We start from the raw sequence: 20,831 nt of genomic DNA, 5'->3' as shown, positions 1-20,831 counted from the left end.
GTACGGCGCTGTAGGCGAGCTGTAGGTGGTTTGTCGGTGGGCGCTGGCACCTTGATGGGCATGACGCGAATCGACAAGAACCCCGACAGCGGCGCCCGCAGCGCCGTCTCCGTGCGGGGGCTGGTCAAGCACTACGGCGAGACCAAGGCTCTGGACGGCGTGGACCTGGACGTCCGCGAGGGAACCGTCCTCGGGGTGCTGGGTCCCAACGGTGCCGGCAAGACCACCCTCGTCCGTATCCTGTCCACCCTCATCACCCCCGACGCAGGCCGGGCCACCGTCGCGGGCTATGACGTGCTCACGCAGCCCCGCCAGCTGCGCCGGGTGATAGGCCTGACCGGTCAGTACGCCTCGGTCGACGAGAAGCTCCCCGGCTGGGAGAACCTGTACATGATCGGGCGGCTGCTCGACCTGCCCCGCAAGGACGCCCGCCGGCGCGCCGACGAACTCCTTGAGCGCTTCTCGCTCACCGAGGCGGCCAAGCGCCCGGCATCGACGTACTCCGGCGGTATGCGCCGCCGTCTCGACCTCGCCGCCTCCATGATCGGCCACCCGTCCGTCCTCTATCTGGACGAGCCGACCACCGGGCTCGACCCGCGCACCCGCAACGAGGTGTGGAAGGAGGTCAAGCGGATGGTCGCGGACGGCGCCACCGTGCTGCTCACCACCCAGTACATGGAGGAGGCCGAGCAGCTGGCCTCCGAGCTGACGGTCATCGACCGCGGCAAGGTCATCGCCAGCGGCCGGATCGACGAGCTGAAGGCCCGGGTCGGCGGCCGCACGCTGCGCATCCGCCCGGTGGACCCGCTGGAGCTGCGCCCGCTGGCCGCCCTCTTCGACGAGCTGGGCCTCACCGGTCTCGCCGCCTCCGTCGTGGACACCGAGACCGGCACCGTGCTGGTCCCGATCCTCAGCGACGAACAGCTCACCGCCGTGGTCGGCGCGGTCACCGCGCGCGGCATCACGATCGGCTCCATCTCCACCGAACTGCCCAGTCTGGACGAGGTGTTCCTGTCCCTCACCGGCCACAAGGCCAGTGCCCCGCAGGACGCGACCCCCGCCCGTGTCTACGAGGAGGTCTCCGCATGAGTACCGCCGTCGCCGAAGCCCCCCTCGCCGCGAAGGGCGACCCCCGTATCTCGCCCCGCGCGCACGCACGCCACATCGGCGCGCTCGTCCGCCGCAACCTGCTGTGGATCCGCCAGGACCCGGAGTCGATGTTCGACGCCGTCCTGATGCCGGTCGTCTTCACCCTGCTGTTCGTGTACGTCTTCGGCGGCTCCATCGGGCAGTCGCTCGGCGGCGGGCAGGACAGGTACGTGCAGTACGTGGTGCCCGGTCTGATGGCGATGACGGCGATGAACATCGCCACGGCCGTCGGCACCGGCTTCAACGAGGACTTCCAGAAGGGGGTGATGGACCGCTTCCGCACCCTGCCGATCGGCCAGGGCTCCGTGCTCTTCGCCAAGATCGTGGTGGAGCTGATGCGGATGCTCGTCGCGACGACGATCCTCATGATCGTCGGCGTGCTGGTCGGCTTCGACATCACGAACTGGCCGGGTCTGTTCGCCTCCGTGGGGCTTTCCGTCCTCTTCGGCTCGTCCCTGATGTGGATCTTCCTGGTCCTCGGGGTGACGATGAAGAACGCGCAGTCCGTGCAGGCGATGGGCTTCCTGGTGCTGATGCCCCTGCAGTTCGGCTCGTCCATCTTCTCGCCGACCCGGACCATGCCCGGCTGGCTGCAGAACTTCACCGACTACAACCCGCTGTCCGCGCTCGCGGACACCACGCGCGGCCTGATGGTGGGCGGCCCGGTCACGCACAGCCTGTGGGTGACCCTCGCCTGGACGGCAGGGCTCACCCTGGTCATGGCGCCGATCGCGATCCACAAGTTCCGCACCAAGAGCTGACGTTCGCTCGCAGGACCACGGAAACCCCGGTCCGCGTCACCCCCGGTCCGCGTCACACGAGGGCGGCGGCCTCCTCCAGGGAGAGCCCGCCGCCCTCGGCGTACGCGGCCTCGTACGTCGCGTCGTCCAGCACGGCCCGTACGTCGGCCTCCGCCCGTGCGCGCACCTGGTCCTCCATCGGGCCCACGAAGTGCCCGGGCGGCAGCAGATGGTCGGCGGCCCCGAGCAGCACGGCCGCGTCGCGGACGCGGCGGCCGCCGTCCAGACCGGTGAGGGCGATGGCGGCGGTGGTCAGATGCGCGGAGGGCATGTGCGGGGCGATGATCTGCGACAACGGGTCGCCCGCCCGCGCCAGCGCCTGCCGCACCTTCTCCAGGGCGGACTCGTGCAGCCCCTCGAGCGCGTCCAGCCAGGCCTCGACGCCCACCACGAAGCCGTCGAAGACCACGAAGGTGACCGCTTCGAAGTTCGCGCGCAGCAATCGCATCTCTTCGCGCGCCTCGGCGACCCGGCCGCTGCGGCCCAGCCACATCGACAGGAACAGCCGGGAGGCGGGCATGGCCTCGTTGTAGGCGCCGTCGCCGCGCTCCAGGACCTCCCGCAGCAACCGCTCGCCGCGTTCGGTGTCGCCGGACTCGATGAGCACACCGCCGAGCCGGGTGCTCAGGACAGCCGTCTGGGCGTGCGCGCCAAGACCTTCGGCGTGGGTCATGGCCTCCGTGTAGTCCGCGGCGGCGAGCGCGAACTCGCCGCGGCGCTCGTGGGCCTCACCGCGCGCGGAGAGCGCCTCGGCGGCGCCCCAGGCGTCCCCGAGCCGGGTGAAGAGTTCCAGTGCCTCGTCGGCGTCCCGGGTCGCGTCGCCCGCCCAGGTGGCCCGGTTGGCGAGGATGTTGGCACGCATCTGGAGGGAGACGGCGAGTTCCCACCCGTAGCCGAGTTCGCGGCAGGTCTGGACGGTCGCGTCGATGACGGAGCGCATCCGCTCGATGTCGCCGGTCAGGATCACGGCATAGAACCAGAGGTTGCCGGGGGTGCGGCAGGTCTGCGGCTGGCCGGGGCGGTAGGTCTCGCTGATGACACGCAGTTTCCGCTTGGCCTGCGGGGTGTCCCAGGCCGACATGTCCATGTCCATGCAGGAGAGATGGACGAGGTGGACACCGCGGCGGGCCTCTTCGAGGACCTCCGGGCGCATCGGCGGCGGGGTGTCGGTGCAGCTCTCCAGCAGCGGGGCGGCCGGGCGTACGGGCTCGTAGAAGGGGTCCGGGCCTAGGGCCATGACCTCGCGCGACCAGTGGCGGGCCATCAGCCGCAGATCGCGCATCTGCCAGTACCAGGCCAGGGAGAGGACCAGGCAGAGCGCCTCCTGCTCCTCGCGGGCGGCGACGGCGTGCTGGAGGGCGGCGCGGATGTTCTCCGACTCGGTCTCCAGCCGTTCGATGGCGGCACGCTGGCCCGGGCCGCGCAGCCGGGGGTCGGTGGTGCGAGCCAGTTCGCGGTAGTGCGTGAGGTGGGCGCGCTCGGCCGCGGGGCGCTGCCCCGACTCGTCGAGCCGCTCTCCCGCGTATTCGCCGACGGTCTCCAGGAGCCGGTAGCGCATCTCGCCGTCCCCCCAAGGGGCGGCCACGACGAGGGACTTGTCGACGAGCGAGCCGAGGGCTTCCAGGGCGGCCGGTCCGCAGACGGCCTCGGCTGCGGCGAGGTCGCAGCCGCCGGCGAAGACGGACAGCCGCCGCAGCACGTCCCGCTCGTCCTCGTCGAGGAGGTCCCAGGACCAGTCGACGACGGCGCGCAGGGTCTGCTGGCGCGGCAGGACGGTACGGCTGCCGGAGGTCAGCAGGCGGAACCGGTCGTCGAGCCGGTCGGCGATCTGACGGGGGGTGAGCATCCGCAGCCGGGCGGCGGCAAGTTCGATGGCGAGCGGCAGTCCGTCGAGGCGGCGGCAGATCTCGGCGGCGGCCGCGGGGTCGTCCCCGACCCGGAAACCCGGGCGGGCGGCGGCCCCCCGGTCGGCCAGCAGCCGCAGCGCGAACGGCTCCGGCAGCGGCTCCACGGGGCGCAGCAACTCCCCCGGTACGCCGAGGGGTTCGCGACTGGTGGCCAGTACGGTCAGCCCCGGGCACCGCTCCAGCAACTCCTCGACGAGACGCGCGGCGGCGTCCACGACGTGCTCGCAGTTGTCGAGGACGATCAGCATGCGGCGCTTGGCACAGTGCTCGGCGAGCCGCTGCAGGGGGTCGCCGTGCCGGTCGGCGGCGGCCCGCATCTCTTCGGCACCGGCGCCGCGCAGCACGGTCTCGCGGGCTCCGACGGCGGTGAGCACGGCCTCGGACACGGCCTCCGGGTCGTCGACGGGCGCGAGTTCGGCCAGCCACACCCCGTCCGGCGCGGTGTCCGCCATGGTCTCCGCCGCCTCCTGCGACAGCCGCGTCTTGCCGGCCCCACCGGGCCCGAGCAAGGTCACGAGGCGTGCCGCCGCCAGATCCCCCCGGATCGTGTCGATGTCCGCAGCCCGCCCGACGAAGGAGGTGAGCCGGGCGCGGAGGTTGCCGGGGGGCGGGGAGCCGCCAGGCCCGGCCGGTGCGGGCCGGTTCTCGGGCCGGTTCTCGGGCCGGTTCTCGGACCGGCCCGCGGCGCCGGGTCGCGGGCCCTGGGCGTGCGCCCCGCCGCCACCGTCGGCCGGACTGAGCAACTCCCCGTGCAGGGCGCGCAGTTCGGGGCCGGGGTCGGAGCCGAGGCGGTCGGCCAGCAGCTCCCGTACGGACTCGTAGGCGGCGAGGGCCTCGGCGGGGCGGCCTGCGTCGCGCAGGGCGCGCAGACGCAGGACGTGCAGGGGCTCGTCCAGAGGATGGAGGTCGCACAGGGCGGTGAGCTCGGGCAGGGACTGTTCGGCGTGGCCGAGGGCGAGGGCCGCCGTGAACCGGGCGCGCCGTACGTCGAGACGGCGGGTCTCCCAGCGGGCCGACTCGGCGGCGCGGTCCGGGAGGTCGGCGAGGGCCGGGCCGTGCCACAGGGCGAGGGCGTCGTCGAGGGCCTCGGCCGCCTTCGTGGGGTCGCCGTCGGCGAGCGCGCGTACGCCCTCCCCCGCGAGCCGCTCGAAACGGTACAGGTCGATGTCGTCGGCGCCGACGGCCAGCTGATAGCCGCCGTCCCCCGAGTCCACCGCCTGCGGCCCGAGCGCCCTGCGCAGCCGTCCCACCAGGGCCTGGAGCGCGCCCGATGCGTCGGCGGGCGGATCGCCGTCCCACACCTCGTCCACCAGAACGGCCGCGGGCACGGTCCGTCCGGGCCGCAGCGCGAGCACGGTCAAGAGGGCGCGCAGCCGCGCCCCGCCGAGCACGACGGGCGTGCCGTCGGGGCGGAGTGCCTGGGTGGTGCCAAGGATGCGGTAGCGCACGGGGTCCATTGTCTCCGGTGGCGTGACGATCTCAGCCCCTACCTTCTCCGGAACCAATGACCGACCGCGAGACGTTTTCCCCGTGAGCCCGGTACGGTCGGGCTGGCCCAGCACCATGCGTACCAGTCCGAGGAGCCCCATGACCACCGCCGCTTCCCGTCGCAGCAGCGACCGGAGGATCAGCCCCGTCTTCCTCGGGATCGTGGCCGTGATGGCGGTGACCGGCTGGGCGATCTGGACCGGCTTCGCCGACCAGCCCGGCTTCGCCGTGTTCCTCTTCGTGACGGCCGCGTGGATCGTCTCCCTGTGCCTGCACGAGTACGCGCACGCGCGCACCGCCCTGCACAGCGGCGACATCTCGATCGGCGCGAAGGGCTATCTGACGCTCAACCCCCTGAAGTACACGCATGCGCTGCTGAGCATCGTGCTGCCGGTGATCTTCGTGATCATGGGCGGGATCGGTCTGCCGGGCGGGGCGGTCTTCATCGAGCGGGGCCGGATCCAGGGCCGCTGGAAGCACAGTCTGATCTCGGCGGCGGGTCCGCTGACGAACGTGCTGTTCGCCGTCGTGTGCACCGCGCCGTTCTGGCTGCACGCCCTGGACGGCGTCCCGGACACCTTCCGCTACGCGCTGGCGTTCCTCGCGCTGCTCCAGGTCACGGCCGCCATCCTGAACCTCCTGCCGGTCCCGGGCCTGGACGGCTACGGCGTGATCGAGCCCTGGCTGTCGTACAACATCCGCCGCCAGGTGGAGCCGTTCGCGCCCTTCGGCCTGCTCGCCGTGTTCGCGGTGCTGTGGATCCCCTCGGTGAACACGGCGTTCTTCGACGCGATCTACTCGATCCTGGGCGCCCTGGGCATCGACGACGTACAGCGTTACTGCGGTCAGAACCTGTACCGCTTCTGGGACGGCGTCAACGAGTACTGCACGATCAGCCGCTGACCGAGGACCCGCTCCGGCCGCGCCGCGCGTAGTACCAGGTCATGTTGGACGACAGTCCGGCCAGCAGCACCCACACGATCCCCAGCCAGCTGCCCTGGACGAAGGAGACGACGGCCGCGGCGACGGACAGGACGCAGACGGTGAGGGCATAGAGCGCGAGGCGGGGCATGAGGGGTCTGCTCCTGTCGGGACGGTTCGAACGAGGTCGTACGGCCTCCAGTGTCCCTCATGTCCCCCATGCCCGTGCGCCCGCTATACGTCCGTCACCCGGAGGCCGGCGTGGGCCTTGTAACGGCGGTTCACGGAGATCAGGTTCGCCACCAGCGCCTCGACCTGGTGGGCGCCTCGCAGCCGGCCGGCGAAGACACCGCGCATACCGGGGATGCGGCCGGCCAGCGCCTGCACGATCTCGACGTCCGCGCGCTCCTCGCCGAGGACCATCACATCGGTGTCGATCTCGTCGACCTCCGGGTCCTGGAGAAGGACGGCCGACAGGTGATGGAAGGCGGCAGCGACCCGGGAGTCCGGCAGCAGGACGGCGGCCTGCTCGGCGGCGCTGCCCTCCTCCGGCTTCAGGGCGTAGGCACCCTTCTTGTCAAAGCCCAGCGGATTGACACAGTCGACGACGAGCTTGCCGGCCAGCTCCTCGCGCAACGATTCCAGAGTCTTGCCGTGCCCCTCCCACGGTACGGCGACGATCACGATGTCGCTGCGCCGCGCGCACTCGGCGTTGTCGGCACCCTCGACACCGTGGCCCAGCTCCTCGGCGGCGGTCTGCGCGCGTTCCGCGGCACGCGAGCCGATGATCACCTTCTGGCCGGCCCTGGCGAGCCGGTAGGCCAGGCCCTTGCCCTGGGGGCCGGTGCCGCCGAGCACGCCGACGACGAGTCCGGACACGTCGGGAAGGTCCCAGGGGTCCTTCGCGGGGGCCTTCTGTGCACTGTCAGTAGAGGTCATGGGCCGACTTTACGTGGCGCGGTTCCCGCCCCGGGGGCTTCGGGTGCTCAGGTGAGGGCCGTCACGGGGATACGGCGGAAGGTGATCGTCTCGTACGGCCCGAAGTCGCCCGTCTCGTAGAGGAGCCCCACGGTCGTCGCGTCGACGCGGACGAGGTCGGAGTACGCGGCGGGCAGTCCGTCGACCGTGTGCGCGGGCCGCCAGGTGGTGCCGCCGTCGGCGGAGGCGCGGACGGTCATCAGGGCGCGGGCGGCGGGGTCGGCGGGCCCCGAGTACAACAGCAGGTCCGGGTCGCGGAGCTGGAGCAGGCTGCCCTGGACGACCGGGGTGACCAGGCCGGCCTGCGGCCGGAAGGGTTTGGTCAGGGTCCTGCCGCCGTCCGTGGAGTGGGCGTCGGCGCGGTTGCCAGGGGACGGGGAGTCGTTGCGGGTGTTGAAGTAGACGCGCCCGTCCGGGAGTTCGGCGGCGGTCGTCTCGTTGGCGTTGACGTATCCATCGGTGTTCTCGTCGATGTACCCGAGTGACCAGGTCTCGCCGCGGTCGTCGCTGAGCAGGCAGTGGCCGCTGTTGTACTTCGCCTCGGTGCCGGTGTCCGAACCGGTGGGCGGCAGGGTGTGGTTGCCGGGGACGACGACCCGGCCGGTGCCGAGCTGGACGGCGTGCCCGGGCGTGGTCGCGTACCACCGCCAGTCCGCCTTCTTCACCTGCCCGGTGATCTCCTTCGGGGCGGACCAGGTGACGCCGTCGTCGTCGCTGTGCCGCACCCAGACGCGGCGCCCGTCGGCGGGCTTCACCCTGCCGCGCAGGATGGCGTCCTCGGTCGCTCCGGCGGCGGCGCGGACGTGCACGAGCAGGATCCGGCCGGTGTCGAGGACGACGGGGGCGGGGTTGCCGGCGAGATCGTTCCCGTTCCGGGCGACGGCCTGGAGCGGGCCCCAGGTGCGGCCGCCGTCCGTCGACCGCTTCAGGACGATGTCGATGTGGCCGTGGTCGGCGGCGGAGTCGACCCGGCCCTCGCAGAAGGCGAGCAGGGTGGAAACGGGGGTGGGCGTGGTGCTGGGGCCGGGCACGGTGGTGGGTGCGGTGGGTGTACGGGTGGCGACTATGGCCGGGATGCGGAAGCTCGCGTAGCCTTCGCGGCCCGCGTGGAAGGGGGTGCTGGTGACCGCGGTTGTTGCCGTGGTGGTTCCGGTTGTTTCCGTCATGCGCCGGGATCTGCCCCACTTGGGCGAATTCATGGTGAACTCCGCCTGATCAGTTGTCGATTGGGGCAGGATGCGTGCGCATGGATGCCGTACGGGTCGCGTTGTTGCGCGAAGTCCTCGCCGGGACCGAGTGGTTGGGAGCCACGCGGCGGTTCGCGGAGGGCCTGAGGGGGTCCGTGGTGTCGTACGGGGGCGGGCTGCTCCTCGTGGGCACGGCGGAGTACGAGCCGTGGCATCTGGCCGCGCATCTGGTGGACGAGGCGGCCTGGTCGGGGACGCCGGAGCTGTCGCCGACGCTGGTGCGGCACGGGGCGCGGGCCTCGGACCCGGCCCATCTCGCCGTGGGCCTCGGCCGTATCGAGGCGGCGCGGCGCGGCGAGACGCTGCTCGTGGTGTCGCCCGCCGCACCCGGGGCGCCGCTCCTGGAGCGGGTCCACGACGCGCGGCGGGCCGGGGCGACCGTGCTCGCGCTCGACGCCGGTGACCGGGAGCTGGGAGCGATGGCGCACGAGTCGCTGACCGTGCCGCCGGATCAGGAACTCGACCTCGACACCGTGCAGCACCTCGTCAGCGCGGCGGCCGGGGAGAACTCCCTGCCCTCCCCGCGGGGGCGGCGCCGGTTCCGCGACCGGCTCTCCCGCCTCGCGGACCAGTTGACGGCCCCGCCGGCGGCGCGGTGGTAGGACACGGCGGGCGGTGACGTGACGGGAGGGACGACGGCGGGGCTGCTGGACGGCGGAAAAACAGTTGCCGCCGCGGTGGGCGGCCGCTCAGCATGAGCCGTCGTGACCGACGACGCCCCCGTATCCCCCGCCGCGCTGCCCGCGCACGCTGAACCCGCCGCCGGTGCCGGTACCGGTGCGCGACTGCGGTCGTTGCTGCCCGATCTCGCGCCCTGGCGGGCGTCGGCCGACTTCCGGCGGCTGTGGCTGGCGGGGCTGATCACCAACTTCGGCAGCTTCCTGACCTTCGTCGCGCTGCCGGTGCAGATGAAGGTGCTGACCGGGTCGGCGGTGGCCGTGGGGGCGATCGGAGCCGTGGAACTCGTACCGCTGATCGTGTTCGGGCTGTACGGCGGGGCGCTCGCCGACGCCCTCGACAAACGGAAGCTGATCCTTTACATGGAGGCCGGACAGGGGCTGCTGTGCGGCGGACTGCTCGTCAACGCGCTGATGCCGCGTCCGGCGGTGTGGCCGCTGTACGTGGTCGCCGCGCTGTCCTCCGCGCTCGGGTCGGTGCAGCGGCCCGCCCTTGACTCGCTCGTCCCCCGGATCGTGGCGCACGAGCACCTGCCCGCCGCGGCCTCCCTCAACTCCCTGCGCTGGTCGGTCGGCGGGGTCGCGGGGCCGGCGCTCGCGGGCGTCGTGGTCGCGTACGCCGGGCTCGGCTGGGCGTACGCCGTGGACCTGGTGACCTTCGTGGTGTCGGTCGTACTGATCGTCGGACTCGCCGCGTCACCGGCCGCGCACGAGGCCGCGAAGCCGTCGTTCGCCTCCATCGCTGAGGGCGCGCGGTACGCGTGGAACCGCAAGGAACTCCTGGGCACGTACGTGATCGACCTGGCCGCGATGTTCTTCGCGATGCCGCTCGCGGTGCTGCCGTTCCTCGCCGACGAGCTGCACGCCGCGTGGTCGCTCGGGCTGATGTACGCCGCGCTGCCCGCAGGGGCGATGCTGGTGACGCTGACCAGTGGGTGGACCTCGCGCGTGCACCGGCACGGCCGGATGGTGGCGTTCGCGGCGGCGTGCTGGGGGCTGGCGATGGTGGGGGCGGGGGCCGTGCACAACGTGTGGCTGGTGCTGCTCTTCCTCGTCCTCGGCGGCTGTTTCGACATGGTGAGCGGGATCTTCCGGGGCGCGATGTGGGACCAGACGATTCCGGACGAGCTACGGGGGCGACTCGCCGGGATCGAGCTGCTCTCGTACTCCGTCGGGCCCCAGCTGGGGCAGGTACGGGCGGGCGGAATGGCGGCGTGGACGGGGGTACGGGCCTCGATCTGGGCCGGGGGTGTGATCTGCGTGGGAGCGGTGGGGGCGTTGGCGTGGTGCCTGCCGCAGCTGATGAGGTACGACGTACGGACGAATGAGCACGCGGTACGGATGCGCTCCGCTCGGGGTGAGGCGGTGCTCTCCCACCCGCACCACCCGTGACGGTCACTTGGGTGGTGCGGGTCGCCCGCGGGGGCCGGCCGCCGTCGGCGCCCGCGGGTCCGCGCGCCACTATGGCTCAGCGCCCTCACGTACTCACGCCGTCCCGCTCTCACGCCGTCCCGGTGTCTCGGCGTCCCGCTCTCACGCCGTCCCGGTGTCTCGGCGTCCCGCTCTCACGCCGTCCCGCTCTCACGCCGTCCCGGTGTCACGCCGTCCCGGTGTCACGCCGCCCCGGTGTCTCGGCGTCTCGGTGGCTGAGCCACCGGTGCATTGGCGCCCGGTGCCTCGGTGCCCGGTGCCCCGCCGCCCCGCCTCTCCATGCCTCAGCGCGCGCTGCTCCAAGTCCTCGGTGCCCCGGGCGGCTCGGTGCCTGGGCGCCTGCGCCTCGGCGCCCGGCGCCCGGCGCCCGACTGGCCCGACCTCTCAGCGTCCGTCGGCCGGCGCGCCCAGCGTCTCGGGTCTCGGGTCTCGTCAGTCGTCCTCTGGGGTCGGGCCCGTCGCGTCGTGCCATTTGGGGTCCGTTTCCCACTCGAGGTTGCGCTCCTGGGCGGTCTCCATCGCGTGTTCGGCCTCCTCACGGGTGGTGTACGGGCCGAAGCGGTCCTTCGCGGGGCACTCGGGGCCCTCCTCCACTTTCTGGTGGACGAGGCAGTAGTACCACTCGCCCGGCTTCCCTACGGTCCGCTTCTTGAAGAGGGCCATGACCTGCTCCTTTCGCCACGGACATAGTGCCCCCATGCCCGCTGGTTAGACTCGCTGGCATGTCTGGCCAGTCGCTGCTCGTACCAGGAGAGCTCTCTCCCACCCGTCCCGTTCCGGGAAACATCAGGCGCCCCGAGTACGTGGGCAAGCCCTCCCCCACGCCGTACACCGGCCCGGAGGTACAGACCCCCGAGACCATCGAGGCGATGCGGATCGCCGGGCGGATCGCCGCGCAGGCGATGGCCGAGGCGGCGAAGCTCATCGCGCCGGGCGTGACGACGGACGAGCTGGACCGGGTCGCGCACGCGTACATGTGCGACCACGGCGCCTACCCGTCCACCCTCGGTTACCGCGGTTTCCCCAAGTCCCTGTGCACCTCGGTCAACGAGGTGATCTGCCACGGCATCCCCGACTCCACGGTGCTGCGGGACGGCGACATCATCAACCTCGACGTGACGGCGTACATCGGTGGCGTCCACGGCGACAACAACGCGACGTACCTGGTCGGGGATGTGGACGACGATTCGAGGCTCCTCGTCGAGCGGACCCGTGAGTCCCTCGACCGCGCGATCAAGGCGGTCAAGCCGGGCCGCCAGATCAATGTCATCGGCCGCGTGATCGAGTCGTACGCCAAGCGGTTCGGATACGGGGTCGTGCGGGACTTCACGGGGCACGGGATCAACTCCTCGTTCCACTCAGGACTGATCATCCCGCACTACGACAGCCCGCACGCGACGACCGTCATCCAGCCCGGGATGACCTTCACGATCGAGCCGATGCTCACGCTCGGTACGCACGACTACGACATGTGGGACGACGGGTGGACCGTCGTGACGAAGGACCGCAGGCGGACGGCGCAGTTCGAGCACACGCTGGTCGTCACGGAGACCGGTACGGAGATCCTCACGCTGCCGTAGCCGCGCGCCTGTGGCTCATAGCCCGTAACACGCAACCAGTAGCGCCTGGCCCGCCCTGATCACAGGGCGGGCTTTTTTTGCCGCCCGGCGGGGTACGTTTTTACCGACAGGATGTCGGGAACCTATGGGGAAGTCATTAACTTAGGTAAGCCTAACCATACAAGCTTCTGACTGGTTCTCGCCCTCTTCGGCACCGGAGGTCCCATGAATACGGCGTTCTCGACGCTGATCCGCACCGCGTCGCACGAGCAGCACGTGGAGGCGGAGACCTCGACGTTCATGAGCGACCTGCTCGGCGGCAGGCTCGGTGTCGAGGCGTACGCGCGCTACACCGAGCAGCTGTGGTTCGTGTACGAGGCGTTGGAGACGGACGCCGATCGGTTGGCGTCCGATCCGGTGGCCGGGCCGTTCATCCGGCCGGAGTTGTTGCGTCGCGGTGCGCTGGAGCGTGACCTCACGCATCTTCGGGGTGCGGACTGGCGGGCGACGCTCACCGCGCTGCCCGCCACCGAGGCGTACGCGGCGCGGGTCGCCGAGTGTGCGCGTGAGTGGCCCGGCGGGTATGTCGCCCACCACTACACCCGCTACCTCGGCGACCTCTCCGGCGGTCAGATCATCCGGGGGAAGGCGGAACAGACCTGGGGCTTCGCGCGTAAGGGTGACGGCGTCCGCTTCTACGTCTTCGAGGACATCGGTAATCCGGCCGCGTTCAAGCGGGGTTACCGTGAGTTGTTGGACGGGGTGCGGGCGGACGAACTGGAGCAGCAGCGGATCATCACCGAGTGCAGGCGGGCGTTCGCCCTCAACACGGCGGTCTTCCAGGGCCTGGGCGAGGAGTTCCCCCTCACGGCCTGACCCGGCACCCGACGACTTCTTTCGCCCCCGCCGCCCCTACCCGTCCCATCCCTGGGGGCTACGCCCCCAACCCCCCCGATCGGCCTGAACGGCCTCGTCCTCAAACGCCGGACAGGCTGAAGCCTTTCAGGGGCGCGGGGAACTGCGCGACCAGCCCCCGCCGGCCCGCGGCCAAACCAATCGCGCAGCCGAGGGACGCGGGGCGAAGCCCCCGCTCCAGGGGCGCGGGGAACTGCGCGACCAGCCCCCACCGGCCCGCAGGCTCAGGTTCGGAGCAGTCGTACGCGACCCCCCACCTCCACCCACCCACCCGGCTGCGGCGCAGTGAGGATCTGGGAGCCGACGCCCTGGACGATGTTCAGAGCGCGGCCCAGCCGGTCGGTGAGCAGCAGCGCCGCCGCCCCCGTCGCCTCGTCCTCCACGATCCCGTCGTCCCGCCCGGGAAAGCCTCGGGCCCGCACGCGCCCGGCCGGCTCGTCCTCCCAGGCCCAGGCGTACACCCACTCCCCCGGCTCCGGCACGGCCAGCGCGTCGACCTCGTCGGCGGACCCGTACTGCCGCAACGTACGCCCCGGCGCCCACTCCGCCCGCGCCTCGATCCAGCTGAACTCCCCGTCCAGCCGCACCCCCACGACCCCGGCGGGCGTGACCAGCTCGGGGATGTCGAGCAGCCATCCCACCCCGACACAGGGATGCCCGGCGAACGGCAGCCGCAGGGTCGGTGTGTAGATGTCGACGACCCCACGCTCGGGGTCGTCGACGAACACGGTCTCGCTGAACCCGAGCTTCGCGGCGAACGCCTGCCGCTCCTCCGGATCCGGCATCACCGAACCCTCGCGCACCACACCGAGCTCGTTGCCATGTTCACCACCGGGCCCGCAGAAGACGCGCAGTACGTCGAAATCAGTCACCGTTCCTATGTTAATCGGCCGGTGTCGGCCTATCAGACATCCCGAACAGCGTGAGTTGCCGGTCTGGAACGCTGGGCCCCCGAACGGTGGTGGGGCCGTGGGGCGGGTGCTTTCCGGGCGGGCGCGCTCGCGTCTGACGCACCATGAGTGTGGTGCTTGGCGTCGTCCTGGCCGGAGCTGTCCGCTGCGTACGGCCCGGGGTGCGGTGACTCGGCGTTTCGGGGACGGCCGGCCCGGCGCAATCCTCCGGTCGCACGGCCCCCATCTCAACACGCCGTGAGGCGTGGGTGGTGGGGGTTTGGCGGGGTCCGTCTTTCCTGCGCCGGGCCGTGCGGCCCAGACCGCGTCTGCCGACGGCCACCGCGGCGGCATGATGCCAAACTTCGCGGTCGGGATCCCGGCCACCGTGCGGCGGAAGGCTTTGCCGCGCCTACCCCGGCCCAGCTTCTCCCGTCCTGTGGTGCGGACGTCGGCGAAGTTCAGATTCTCGACCACCAGCGCCGCGCTGTTGGGGGAGGGTACGGGGCGCGCCGACGGGGTTGCCGCACGGGGCGAGGATCCAGGCGGCCAGGTGGTCGGCGTTGACCCCCGCGTTGGCCAGGATGACCGCGCCACCGTCAGAGGCGTTCACATCACCCCCCCCAACGAGACGATTGACCAACGCTTGACCATTCCATGGCGTTTGCTTTTGGCCACCGTGATCAGGCCGTGCCTGTGAGTCAACCGTGAGAGCTGAATCACCGTAGGGGTGGGTAAGAGTGAGGTAAGCCTCAGGTAAGTTAGGCCAGCCTCACCATGCCAGCGGGGATCTTCCGCCTGGTTTGCCCGTCGTTCTCTTGGAGCCTGAATGCGAGCCGTCCGACTCTCAGTTGTCACCGCCGCCGCGACCGCGGCCGCTCTGGCCACCGTCACGGGCTGCACCGAGAAGAGCGACGCCGGGTCCGGCGACGCGATTCAGGTGACCGCCGCCGACTCCAAGTGCGACACCTCCACGAAGTCCGTCCCGGCCGGCCAGGTCACCCTGAAGATCGAGAACAAGGGCTCGAAGGCCACCGAGGTCGAGATCCTCTTCCCGGACGACCGGATCGTCTCCGAGAAGGAGAACATCGGCCCGGGCACCAAGTACACGCTCACCGCCGAGGTCAAGGCCGGTTCGTACGAGATAGCCTGCCGCCCCGGCATGAAGGGCCTCGGCGTCCGCCAGAAGCTCGCCGTGACCGGTGGCACGGTCGCCAAGCGCGACCCGCGCCTCGACAAGGCCGTCGCCGCCTACCGCGAGTACGCGCAGGAGCAGGCCGACGCGACGATCCCGAAGGTGCAGACGTTCGCCGACGCCATCAAGGCCGGCGACATCGAGGCCGCCAAGCAGGCCTACGCCCCCTCCCGCTTCGGCTGGGAGAGCACCGAGCCGATCGCCGAGTCCTTCGGGGACATCGACCCCAAGACCGACACCCGCGTCAACGACCTGGAGAAGGGCCAGAAGTGGACCGGCTGGCACGCCCTGGAGAAGGCCCTCTGGCAGGACAAGAAGATCGGCGCGGAGCAGAAGACCCTCGCCGATGAGCTGGTCACCGACCTGAAGGACTGGCAGAAGCGGGTCGGCAAGGCCGAGATCACCCCGACCTCCATGGCCAACGGCGCCAAGGAACTGCTCGACGAGGTCGCCACCGGCAAGGTCACCGGCGAGGAGGACCGCTACTCGCACACCGACCTCAGCGACTTCAAGGGCAACGTCGAGGGTGCACAGAAGTCGTACGAGCTGCTCAAGCCGGTCGCACAGCAGAACGACAAGGCGCTGGCCACCGAGCTCGACAAGCAGTTCACGGCGCTGAACACGCTGCTGGACAAGTACCGCACGGACGATCCGCAGGAGAAGGCGCAGAACGGCTTCGTGTCGTACGACAAGGTCACCAAGGACCAGCGCAAGGAGCTCTCGGACGCGGTCAACGCGCTCGCCGAACCCCTGTCCAAGCTCGCCGCGGCTGTTGTGAAGTAGGCGGAACGCATCATGACGACTGACACCACGGAAGCAGCGGGCGGGTCCACGCCCTCCCGGCGTTCGCTGATCGGCTGGGGCGGTGCCGGGCTCGCGCTCGGGGCCGCCGCGGCGGGCGGCGCGGTGGCGATGACCCGTACCGGCAACGACGTGGACCCGGCGGGTGCCGAGACCGGCGCCGCGGTCGCCTTCCACGGCGCGCACCAGGCGGGCATCGCGACGCCGGTGCAGGACCGGCTGCACTTCGCCTCGTTCGACGTGAAGACGGACGACCGCGCGGAGTTCGTCCAGATGCTGAAGGACTGGACGGCCGCCGCGCGCCGGATGACCGAGGGGCACGCGGTCGGCGAGGGCGCGTACGGCGGACTGGCCGAGGCACCGCCGGACGACACCGGCGAGGCCCTGGGCCTCAAGCCGTCCCGGCTGACGCTGACCATCGGCTTCGGGCCCTCGCTGTTCGAGAAGTACGGCGAGAAGTTCGGGCTGACGGGGCAGCGGCCGGAGGCTCTCGTCGACCTGCCGGCGTTCCCCGGTGACAACCTGGAGAAGTCGCGCAGCGACGGCGACCTGTGTGTCCAGGCCTGTGCGGACGACCCGCAGGTCGCGGTGCACGCGATCCGCAACCTGGCCCGGATCGGCTTCGGCAAGGTCGCCGTCCGCTGGTCGCAGCTCGGCTTCGGCAAGACCTCCTCGACGACCCCCGACGCCCAGACCCCTCGCAACCTCATGGGTTTCAAGGACGGCACCCGCAACATCGCGGGCACCGAGCCGGACCGGCTGAAGAAGTTCGTGTGGGTGGGCGAGGGCGAGGGTCCGGCCTGGATGACCGGCGGCTCGTACCTCGTGGCGCGCCGCATCCGGATGAACATCGAGACCTGGGACCGGACCTCGCTGCAGGAGCAGGAGGACGTCTTCGGCCGGGACAAGGGCGAGGGCGCGCCGGTCGGCAAGGCCAAGGAACGCGACGAGCCGTTCCTGAAGGCGATGAAGCCCGACGCGCACGTACGGCTCGCGCATCCCGACTCCAACGACGGGGTCACCCTGCTGCGCCGCGGCTACTCCTTCACGGACGGCACGGACGGCCTCGGCCGGCTGGAGGCCGGGCTGTTTTTCCTCGCCTACCAGCGTGACGTGCGCAAGGGGTTCATCCCGGTGCAGCGCAGCCTCGCGCGCTCCGACGCGCTCAACGAGTACATCCAGCACGTGAGTTCGGCGGTCTTCGCCGTCCCACCCGGCGTCCGCGACAAGGACGACTGGTGGGGGCGCGCGCTGTTCTCCAAGGAGGCGTAGCCCGTGTTCGGCAACTATCTGATCGGTCTGCGCGAGGGGCTGGAAGCCAGTCTCGTCGTCTGCATCCTCATCGCCTACCTGGTGAAGACCGACCGCAAGGACGCTCTGAAGCCCATCTGGATGGGCATCGGCGTCGCGATCGCGCTCGCCCTCGGCTTCGGCTGCGCGCTCGAGTTCGGCTCCCAGGAGCTGACGTTCGAGGCGCAGGAGGCGCTCGGCGGTTCGCTGTCGATCGTCGCGGTCGGCCTGGTGACGTGGATGGTCTTCTGGATGCGGCGCACCGCCCGGCATCTGAAGTCCGAACTGCACGGCAAGCTGGACGCGGCGCTGGCGATGGGCACGGGCGCGCTGGTCGCGACCGCGTTCCTGGCGGTCGGCCGGGAGGGCCTGGAGACGGCGCTGTTCGTCTGGGCGTCGGTGCACGCGGCGAGCGACGGCACCCCGCGCCCGCTGATCGGTGTCGCCCTGGGCCTGGCCACCGCGGTCTTCCTCGGCTGGCTCTTCTACCGGGGTGCCCTGAAGATCAACCTCGCGAAGTTCTTCACCTGGACCGGCGGCATGCTGGTCGTGGTCGCGGCGGGTGTGCTCGCGTACGGCGTCCACGACCTGCAGGAGGCCGACTGGATCCCGGGGCTGCGGAATCTCGCCTTCGACATCAGTGGCACGATCCCGCCGGACAGCTGGTACGGCACGCTCCTCAAGGGCGTGTTGAACTTCCAGCCCGACCCGACGGTCCTTCAGGTCACGGTGTGGGCGCTGTACCTGGTCCCGACACTCGCGATCTTCCTCGCCCCGGTAGGGTTCGCCTCCGGGAAGGGGAAGGTGAAGGCACCTGATGAGCAGGGATCGCGCGGGTCGCAGCCCACGAAGGCTTCGTAGTCTCAACCGGATCGCCCTGGCGACAGGGGCGGTGACCGTTCTGTCCTTGACGGCGAGCGGCTGCGTGGTGGTGCACGGGGAGCGGGAGGTCGTACCGACGGCGACCCGGACCGAGGCCGCCCGTGCGCTCAAGGACTTCACCGTCGCCTACAACAAGGCGGACAAGGCGAACGACAGTTCCCTGGACGCGGAGCACGTCACCGGCGCCCTCGGCGCCATCGACGGCGCGAAGCTGACGGCCGGGCAGAAGAACAATCCGGGCGGCAACCCGGCCTATTCGCCGCTGTCGCTGACCGACGCGAAGTTCTCGATACCGGCGAAGGCGGGCTGGCCGCGCTGGTTCGTGGCCGACGCCGCGGCCAACAAGGGCGTGGCGGGCTACCGTTGGCTGCTCGTCTTCACCCGGGGCAGCGCCAACGACGTGTGGCAGGCCTCGTATCTGACCGTCCTCGCCGCCACCGACGTACCGAAGTTCCAGCAGGACAAGGACGGTTGGGCGCAGCCTGTCACCGGGGACGACACGGCTCTCGCCGTCGAGCCGGGCAAGCTGAGCCAGTCGTACACCACATATCTGAAGAGCGGCGGCGACACCTTCGCACCGGGCCTGCACACCTCGCAGTGGCGGACCCAGCGTGCCAAGAACGCCACCAAGCCCGGTCTCGCCCGGCAGTACATCGACGAGCCGCTGACCTCCGGCGACTACGCCCCGGTGGGGCTGCGCACCTCGGACGGCGGCGCGCTGGTCTTCTTCACCACCCGCCGCTACGAGAAGCAGACCGCCGCGCAGGGCACCGAGATCCCGGCCCCCAGCGCGGACGTCAAGGCGCTGACCATCGGTGACATCAAGCAGTCCCTCACCCTGGAGTTCGTCTCCAACCAGGCGGTCCTGGACCCCGGGAAGAGCGCGCAGAAGCAACAGGTGGCGGTGCTGGGTCGGATCGAGGGGCTGACGGGGGCGAAGGGCGGATGACCGGCCCTGCCCCGCCGGCTCCTGTCGGCTAGTTGCGGTGGGGCCAGGATGTCAGCTGATCGTCCGACTCGTTCTCGCCCGCGTAACGGGCGCAGGCGTCCGTCAGGGCCTCGAGCAGGCTCAGGGGGTCGGGGAGTGGGTGTTCCGGGCCTCGTACCCAGTCGACCGTCAGGTCGCCGGGGAGCTGGGCCGGCGGCACGAGGACGTACGAGCCGCGGCAGTGCCAGCGCAGACCGGGGTGCTCGTCCGTCGTCTCGGGGTGCGAGTCCAGCTCGCACGGCCACCACTCGTCCTCGTCCTCGGGAGTACCGCGGGTGAGTGTGAAGAAGAACATGCGGCCGTCGCCGCTCTGCGCGACGGGCCCTACCTCCACGCCGGAGGCGAGCAGCCGCTCCAGCGCCTCGCGGCCCGCGTCGACGGGCACGTCGAGGACGTCGTGCACCATGCCGGTCGCGGTGATGAAGTTGGCCTGCGGCTGATGCCGGACCCACCGCTCGATCTGGGCGCGGTCGGTCGTGGACTGGGTCTGCCAGGCGAAGGAGACGGGGTGGCGCGCGGGGGTGGGACAGCCGACCCGGTCACAGGAGCAGCGGTAGCCGGAGGGGTACGCGGCCTGCGCGAGCGGCAGCCCCGCGGCGGCGGCGGCGATCAGCAGGGCCTCGCGCCCGCCGTCGTCGGCAATCTCCTTCGGACGGCGACCACGCAGCCACTGGGAGATCCTGCCCTGCGCGCCGGAGCGGCGGCCGAACTCTGCGCTCATCAATCCCCTCGCCAAGCAGTTGTGCCGACAGCGGTCGTGTCGCGGCGTCCACGTCCAGCACGTTCACGTCGATTACGTCGATGAATCGTGCTGACAAACGCCTTCAACAACCTCTATGGTCCCACCCTCCTGCGCCCCGGATGGACAGAGCCCCCCATCCGGGGCGCTTTGGCATGATTCATCCCCGCGGAGCGAGGCCGTACAGCGCGTAGTCGACGAGGGTGTCCGTATACGCGTACGAGATGGGGCCGGTGTGCTGGAGCCAGCGCTGCGCGAGCGGGGAGACGAAGAGTTCCAGGGCGATGCGGGGGTCGATGTCGGGCCGCAGGTCGCCCTTGTCCTGGGCGGACCGCAGCCGCTTGACGTAGAGCTGGAGCTGGGGTTCGAGGAGCTTGGACACGAACTCGACACCGAGCGCCTCGTTCACGAGACCCTCCGCGGCCAGGGCCCGCGAGGGGATCTCGAACTTGGGGTTCAGGAGTTCGTCGACGGTGGCGCGCAGGACCTGCTTGAGGTCGGCCGCGAGATCACCCGTGTCCGGGATGCCGTACTCCGCGTGCTCCCCGAGCACCTCCGGCCGGCCCGCCGCCTGCGCCGCCTGGGCGCTCAGATCGATGAACGCCTCCAGCAGGACGTCCGCCTTCGACGACCACCACCGGTAGATCGTCTGCTTGCCGACGCCGGCGCGGGCGGCGATGCCCTCGATCGTGGTCTTGGGGTAGCCGACCTCGCCGACGAGGGCGAGGGCGGCGTCGAAGATCGCGCGCCGGGACTTCTCGCTGCGGCGGGTGGAGTCGGGGGTGGGTTTGGCGGGGGTGGGTTTGGCGGGGGTGGGTTTGGCGGAGGGGCGGGGCGTGTCGGCCATGGGGTGAATTTAACAGGTTGGCAAGACGGGTCGTCTCGTGGCGGGCTGACGGCCGGTGGGGGCTGGTCGCGCAGTTCCCCGCGCCCCTGAAAGCCTCAGGTCGTCCGGCGTTCGAGGGCGCGGGCGG

The 20,831-nt window shown here is 71.0% G+C and carries 19 protein-coding genes; 11 read left to right on the top strand and 8 right to left on the bottom strand.

Features of this window, described 5'->3' with window-relative positions:
- Window positions 1-60: 60 nt before the first annotated feature.
- Together ACFVWD_RS15520 and ACFVWD_RS15515 are read left to right on the top strand one after the other, a co-directional pair.
- Window positions 61-1,089, top strand: coding sequence for an ATP-binding cassette domain-containing protein (locus ACFVWD_RS15520; RefSeq protein WP_389596450.1), 1,029 nt, complete (start codon window positions 61-63; stop codon window positions 1,087-1,089).
- Window positions 1,086-1,910, top strand: coding sequence for an ABC transporter permease (locus ACFVWD_RS15515; RefSeq protein WP_168490818.1), 825 nt, complete (start codon window positions 1,086-1,088; stop codon window positions 1,908-1,910). The genes ACFVWD_RS15520 and ACFVWD_RS15515 overlap by 4 nt, the downstream gene beginning before the upstream one ends.
- Before the next feature lie 52 nt (window positions 1,911-1,962).
- On the opposite strand, the gene ACFVWD_RS15510 is transcribed toward ACFVWD_RS15515, so the two are convergent.
- A complete protein-coding gene (locus ACFVWD_RS15510) occupies window positions 1,963-5,313 on the bottom strand; it encodes a BTAD domain-containing putative transcriptional regulator (protein ID WP_389596448.1) in 3,351 nt (1,116 codons plus the stop codon).
- 130 nt (window positions 5,314-5,443) lie between these two features.
- Here ACFVWD_RS15510 and ACFVWD_RS15505 point away from each other — a divergent pair, with 130 nt between their 5' ends.
- A complete protein-coding gene (locus ACFVWD_RS15505) occupies window positions 5,444-6,247 on the top strand; it encodes a site-2 protease family protein (RefSeq protein ID WP_168490819.1) in 804 nt (267 codons plus the stop codon).
- Here the strand turns inward: ACFVWD_RS15505 and ACFVWD_RS15500 are convergent.
- The 3 genes from ACFVWD_RS15500 to ACFVWD_RS15490 all read right to left on the bottom strand — a co-directional run bounded on the left by ACFVWD_RS15500 (window position 6,237) and on the right by ACFVWD_RS15490 (window position 8,409).
- The gene (locus ACFVWD_RS15500) at window positions 6,237-6,416 is read right to left on the bottom strand and encodes a hypothetical protein (RefSeq protein ID WP_101405507.1); all 180 of its coding nucleotides are present in this window, start codon (window positions 6,414-6,416) and stop codon (window positions 6,237-6,239) included. The genes ACFVWD_RS15505 and ACFVWD_RS15500 overlap by 11 nt on opposite strands.
- An 83-nt stretch (window positions 6,417-6,499) precedes the next feature.
- Window positions 6,500-7,204 (bottom strand): NADPH-dependent F420 reductase, encoded by a 705-nt coding sequence (gene npdG, locus ACFVWD_RS15495; protein ID WP_389596446.1) that lies wholly within the window; start codon window positions 7,202-7,204, stop codon window positions 6,500-6,502.
- Window positions 7,205-7,251: 47 nt separating this feature from the next.
- The gene (locus ACFVWD_RS15490) at window positions 7,252-8,409 is read right to left on the bottom strand and encodes an exo-alpha-sialidase (RefSeq protein WP_389596445.1); all 1,158 of its coding nucleotides are present in this window, start codon (window positions 8,407-8,409) and stop codon (window positions 7,252-7,254) included.
- Window positions 8,410-8,489: 80 nt separating this feature from the next.
- Here ACFVWD_RS15490 and ACFVWD_RS15485 point away from each other — a divergent pair, with 80 nt between their 5' ends.
- A complete protein-coding gene (locus ACFVWD_RS15485) occupies window positions 8,490-9,092 on the top strand; it encodes a hypothetical protein (protein ID WP_067363306.1) in 603 nt (200 codons plus the stop codon).
- Window positions 9,093-9,194: 102 nt separating this feature from the next.
- Window positions 9,195-10,559 carry an MFS transporter gene (locus tag ACFVWD_RS15480; RefSeq protein WP_389596443.1) on the top strand — a complete coding sequence of 455 codons (1,365 nt, stop codon included), beginning with the start codon at window positions 9,195-9,197 and terminating at the stop codon, window positions 10,557-10,559.
- Window positions 10,560-11,030: 471 nt separating this feature from the next.
- On the opposite strand, the gene ACFVWD_RS15475 is transcribed toward ACFVWD_RS15480, so the two are convergent.
- A complete protein-coding gene (locus tag ACFVWD_RS15475; protein ID WP_075026519.1) occupies window positions 11,031-11,261 on the bottom strand; it encodes a hypothetical protein in 231 nt (76 codons plus the stop codon).
- Window positions 11,262-11,320: 59 nt separating this feature from the next.
- Here ACFVWD_RS15475 and map point away from each other — a divergent pair, with 59 nt between their 5' ends.
- Window positions 11,321-12,178: a type I methionyl aminopeptidase gene (gene map, locus ACFVWD_RS15470; protein ID WP_389596441.1), complete on the top strand. Its 858-nt coding sequence runs from the start codon at window positions 11,321-11,323 to the stop codon at window positions 12,176-12,178.
- A gap of 204 nt (window positions 12,179-12,382) precedes the next feature.
- Window positions 12,383-13,033, top strand: a complete 651-nt coding sequence (locus tag ACFVWD_RS15465; RefSeq protein WP_389596440.1) for a heme oxygenase (biliverdin-producing) — start codon at window positions 12,383-12,385, stop codon at window positions 13,031-13,033.
- A 263-nt stretch (window positions 13,034-13,296) separates the two neighbouring features.
- Here ACFVWD_RS15465 and ACFVWD_RS15460 read toward each other — a convergent pair whose 3' ends face one another.
- Window positions 13,297-13,944 (bottom strand): PhzF family phenazine biosynthesis protein, encoded by a 648-nt coding sequence (locus ACFVWD_RS15460; RefSeq protein WP_389596438.1) that lies wholly within the window; start codon window positions 13,942-13,944, stop codon window positions 13,297-13,299.
- 847 nt (window positions 13,945-14,791) lie between these two features.
- Here ACFVWD_RS15460 and efeO point away from each other — a divergent pair.
- From efeO to ACFVWD_RS15440, 4 genes are read left to right on the top strand one after another with little or no spacing between them, the layout of a single operon-like run.
- Window positions 14,792-15,940 (top strand): iron uptake system protein EfeO, encoded by a 1,149-nt coding sequence (gene efeO / locus ACFVWD_RS15455; RefSeq protein WP_389596437.1) that lies wholly within the window; start codon window positions 14,792-14,794, stop codon window positions 15,938-15,940.
- Between the two features lie 12 nt (window positions 15,941-15,952).
- Window positions 15,953-17,230 (top strand): iron uptake transporter deferrochelatase/peroxidase subunit, encoded by a 1,278-nt coding sequence (efeB, locus tag ACFVWD_RS15450; RefSeq protein WP_389596435.1) that lies wholly within the window; start codon window positions 15,953-15,955, stop codon window positions 17,228-17,230.
- 3 nt (window positions 17,231-17,233) lie between these two features.
- Window positions 17,234-18,109, top strand: a complete 876-nt coding sequence (gene efeU, locus ACFVWD_RS15445; protein ID WP_389596433.1) for an iron uptake transporter permease EfeU — start codon at window positions 17,234-17,236, stop codon at window positions 18,107-18,109.
- Entirely contained in the window at window positions 18,066-19,079 is a 1,014-nt protein-coding gene (locus ACFVWD_RS15440; RefSeq protein WP_389596431.1) for a hypothetical protein, read from the top strand. Before efeU ends, ACFVWD_RS15440 begins: the two co-directional genes overlap by 44 nt.
- A 28-nt stretch (window positions 19,080-19,107) precedes the next feature.
- On the opposite strand, the gene ACFVWD_RS15435 is transcribed toward ACFVWD_RS15440, so the two are convergent.
- Together ACFVWD_RS15435 and ACFVWD_RS15430 are read right to left on the bottom strand one after the other, a co-directional pair.
- Complete coding sequence (locus tag ACFVWD_RS15435) at window positions 19,108-19,839, bottom strand: bifunctional DNA primase/polymerase (protein WP_389596429.1); 732 nt, start codon at window positions 19,837-19,839, stop codon at window positions 19,108-19,110.
- Between the two features lie 178 nt (window positions 19,840-20,017).
- Entirely contained in the window at window positions 20,018-20,704 is a 687-nt protein-coding gene (locus ACFVWD_RS15430; RefSeq protein ID WP_389596428.1) for a TetR/AcrR family transcriptional regulator, read from the bottom strand.
- Window positions 20,705-20,831: the final 127 nt, after the last annotated feature.

It is taken from the genome of Streptomyces sp. NPDC058086 (assembly GCF_042885015.1).
GTDB lineage: Bacteria > Actinomycetota > Actinomycetes > Streptomycetales > Streptomycetaceae > Streptomyces.
Note: the sequence above shows the minus strand (reverse complement) of the source record. Positions and strands in the feature narration are given on the sequence as shown.

Bases quoted from the DNA above. Each gene is read 5' to 3' on its own strand.
- ACFVWD_RS15465 (WP_389596440.1), top strand. From the start codon at position 12,383: ATGAATACGGCGTTCTCGACGCTGATCCGCACCGCGTCGCACGAGCAG.
- npdG (WP_389596446.1), bottom strand. From the start codon at position 7,204: ATGACCTCTACTGACAGTGCACAGAAGGCCCCCGCGAAGGACCCCTGG.
- map (WP_389596441.1), top strand. From the start codon at position 11,321: ATGTCTGGCCAGTCGCTGCTCGTACCAGGAGAGCTCTCTCCCACCCGT.
- ACFVWD_RS15430 (WP_389596428.1), bottom strand. From the start codon at position 20,704: ATGGCCGACACGCCCCGCCCCTCCGCCAAACCCACCCCCGCCAAACCC.
- ACFVWD_RS15505 (WP_168490819.1), top strand. From the start codon at position 5,444: ATGACCACCGCCGCTTCCCGTCGCAGCAGCGACCGGAGGATCAGCCCC.
- ACFVWD_RS15500 (WP_101405507.1), bottom strand. From the start codon at position 6,416: ATGCCCCGCCTCGCGCTCTATGCCCTCACCGTCTGCGTCCTGTCCGTC.
- ACFVWD_RS15435 (WP_389596429.1), bottom strand. From the start codon at position 19,839: ATGAGCGCAGAGTTCGGCCGCCGCTCCGGCGCGCAGGGCAGGATCTCC.
- efeO (WP_389596437.1), top strand. From the start codon at position 14,792: ATGCGAGCCGTCCGACTCTCAGTTGTCACCGCCGCCGCGACCGCGGCC.
- ACFVWD_RS15510 (WP_389596448.1), bottom strand. From the start codon at position 5,313: ATGGACCCCGTGCGCTACCGCATCCTTGGCACCACCCAGGCACTCCGC.
- ACFVWD_RS15515 (WP_168490818.1), top strand. From the start codon at position 1,086: ATGAGTACCGCCGTCGCCGAAGCCCCCCTCGCCGCGAAGGGCGACCCC.
- ACFVWD_RS15520 (WP_389596450.1), top strand. From the start codon at position 61: ATGACGCGAATCGACAAGAACCCCGACAGCGGCGCCCGCAGCGCCGTC.
- ACFVWD_RS15485 (WP_067363306.1), top strand. From the start codon at position 8,490: ATGGATGCCGTACGGGTCGCGTTGTTGCGCGAAGTCCTCGCCGGGACC.
- ACFVWD_RS15475 (WP_075026519.1), bottom strand. From the start codon at position 11,261: ATGGCCCTCTTCAAGAAGCGGACCGTAGGGAAGCCGGGCGAGTGGTAC.
- ACFVWD_RS15490 (WP_389596445.1), bottom strand. From the start codon at position 8,409: ATGACGGAAACAACCGGAACCACCACGGCAACAACCGCGGTCACCAGC.
- ACFVWD_RS15440 (WP_389596431.1), top strand. From the start codon at position 18,066: ATGAGCAGGGATCGCGCGGGTCGCAGCCCACGAAGGCTTCGTAGTCTC.
- efeB (WP_389596435.1), top strand. From the start codon at position 15,953: ATGACGACTGACACCACGGAAGCAGCGGGCGGGTCCACGCCCTCCCGG.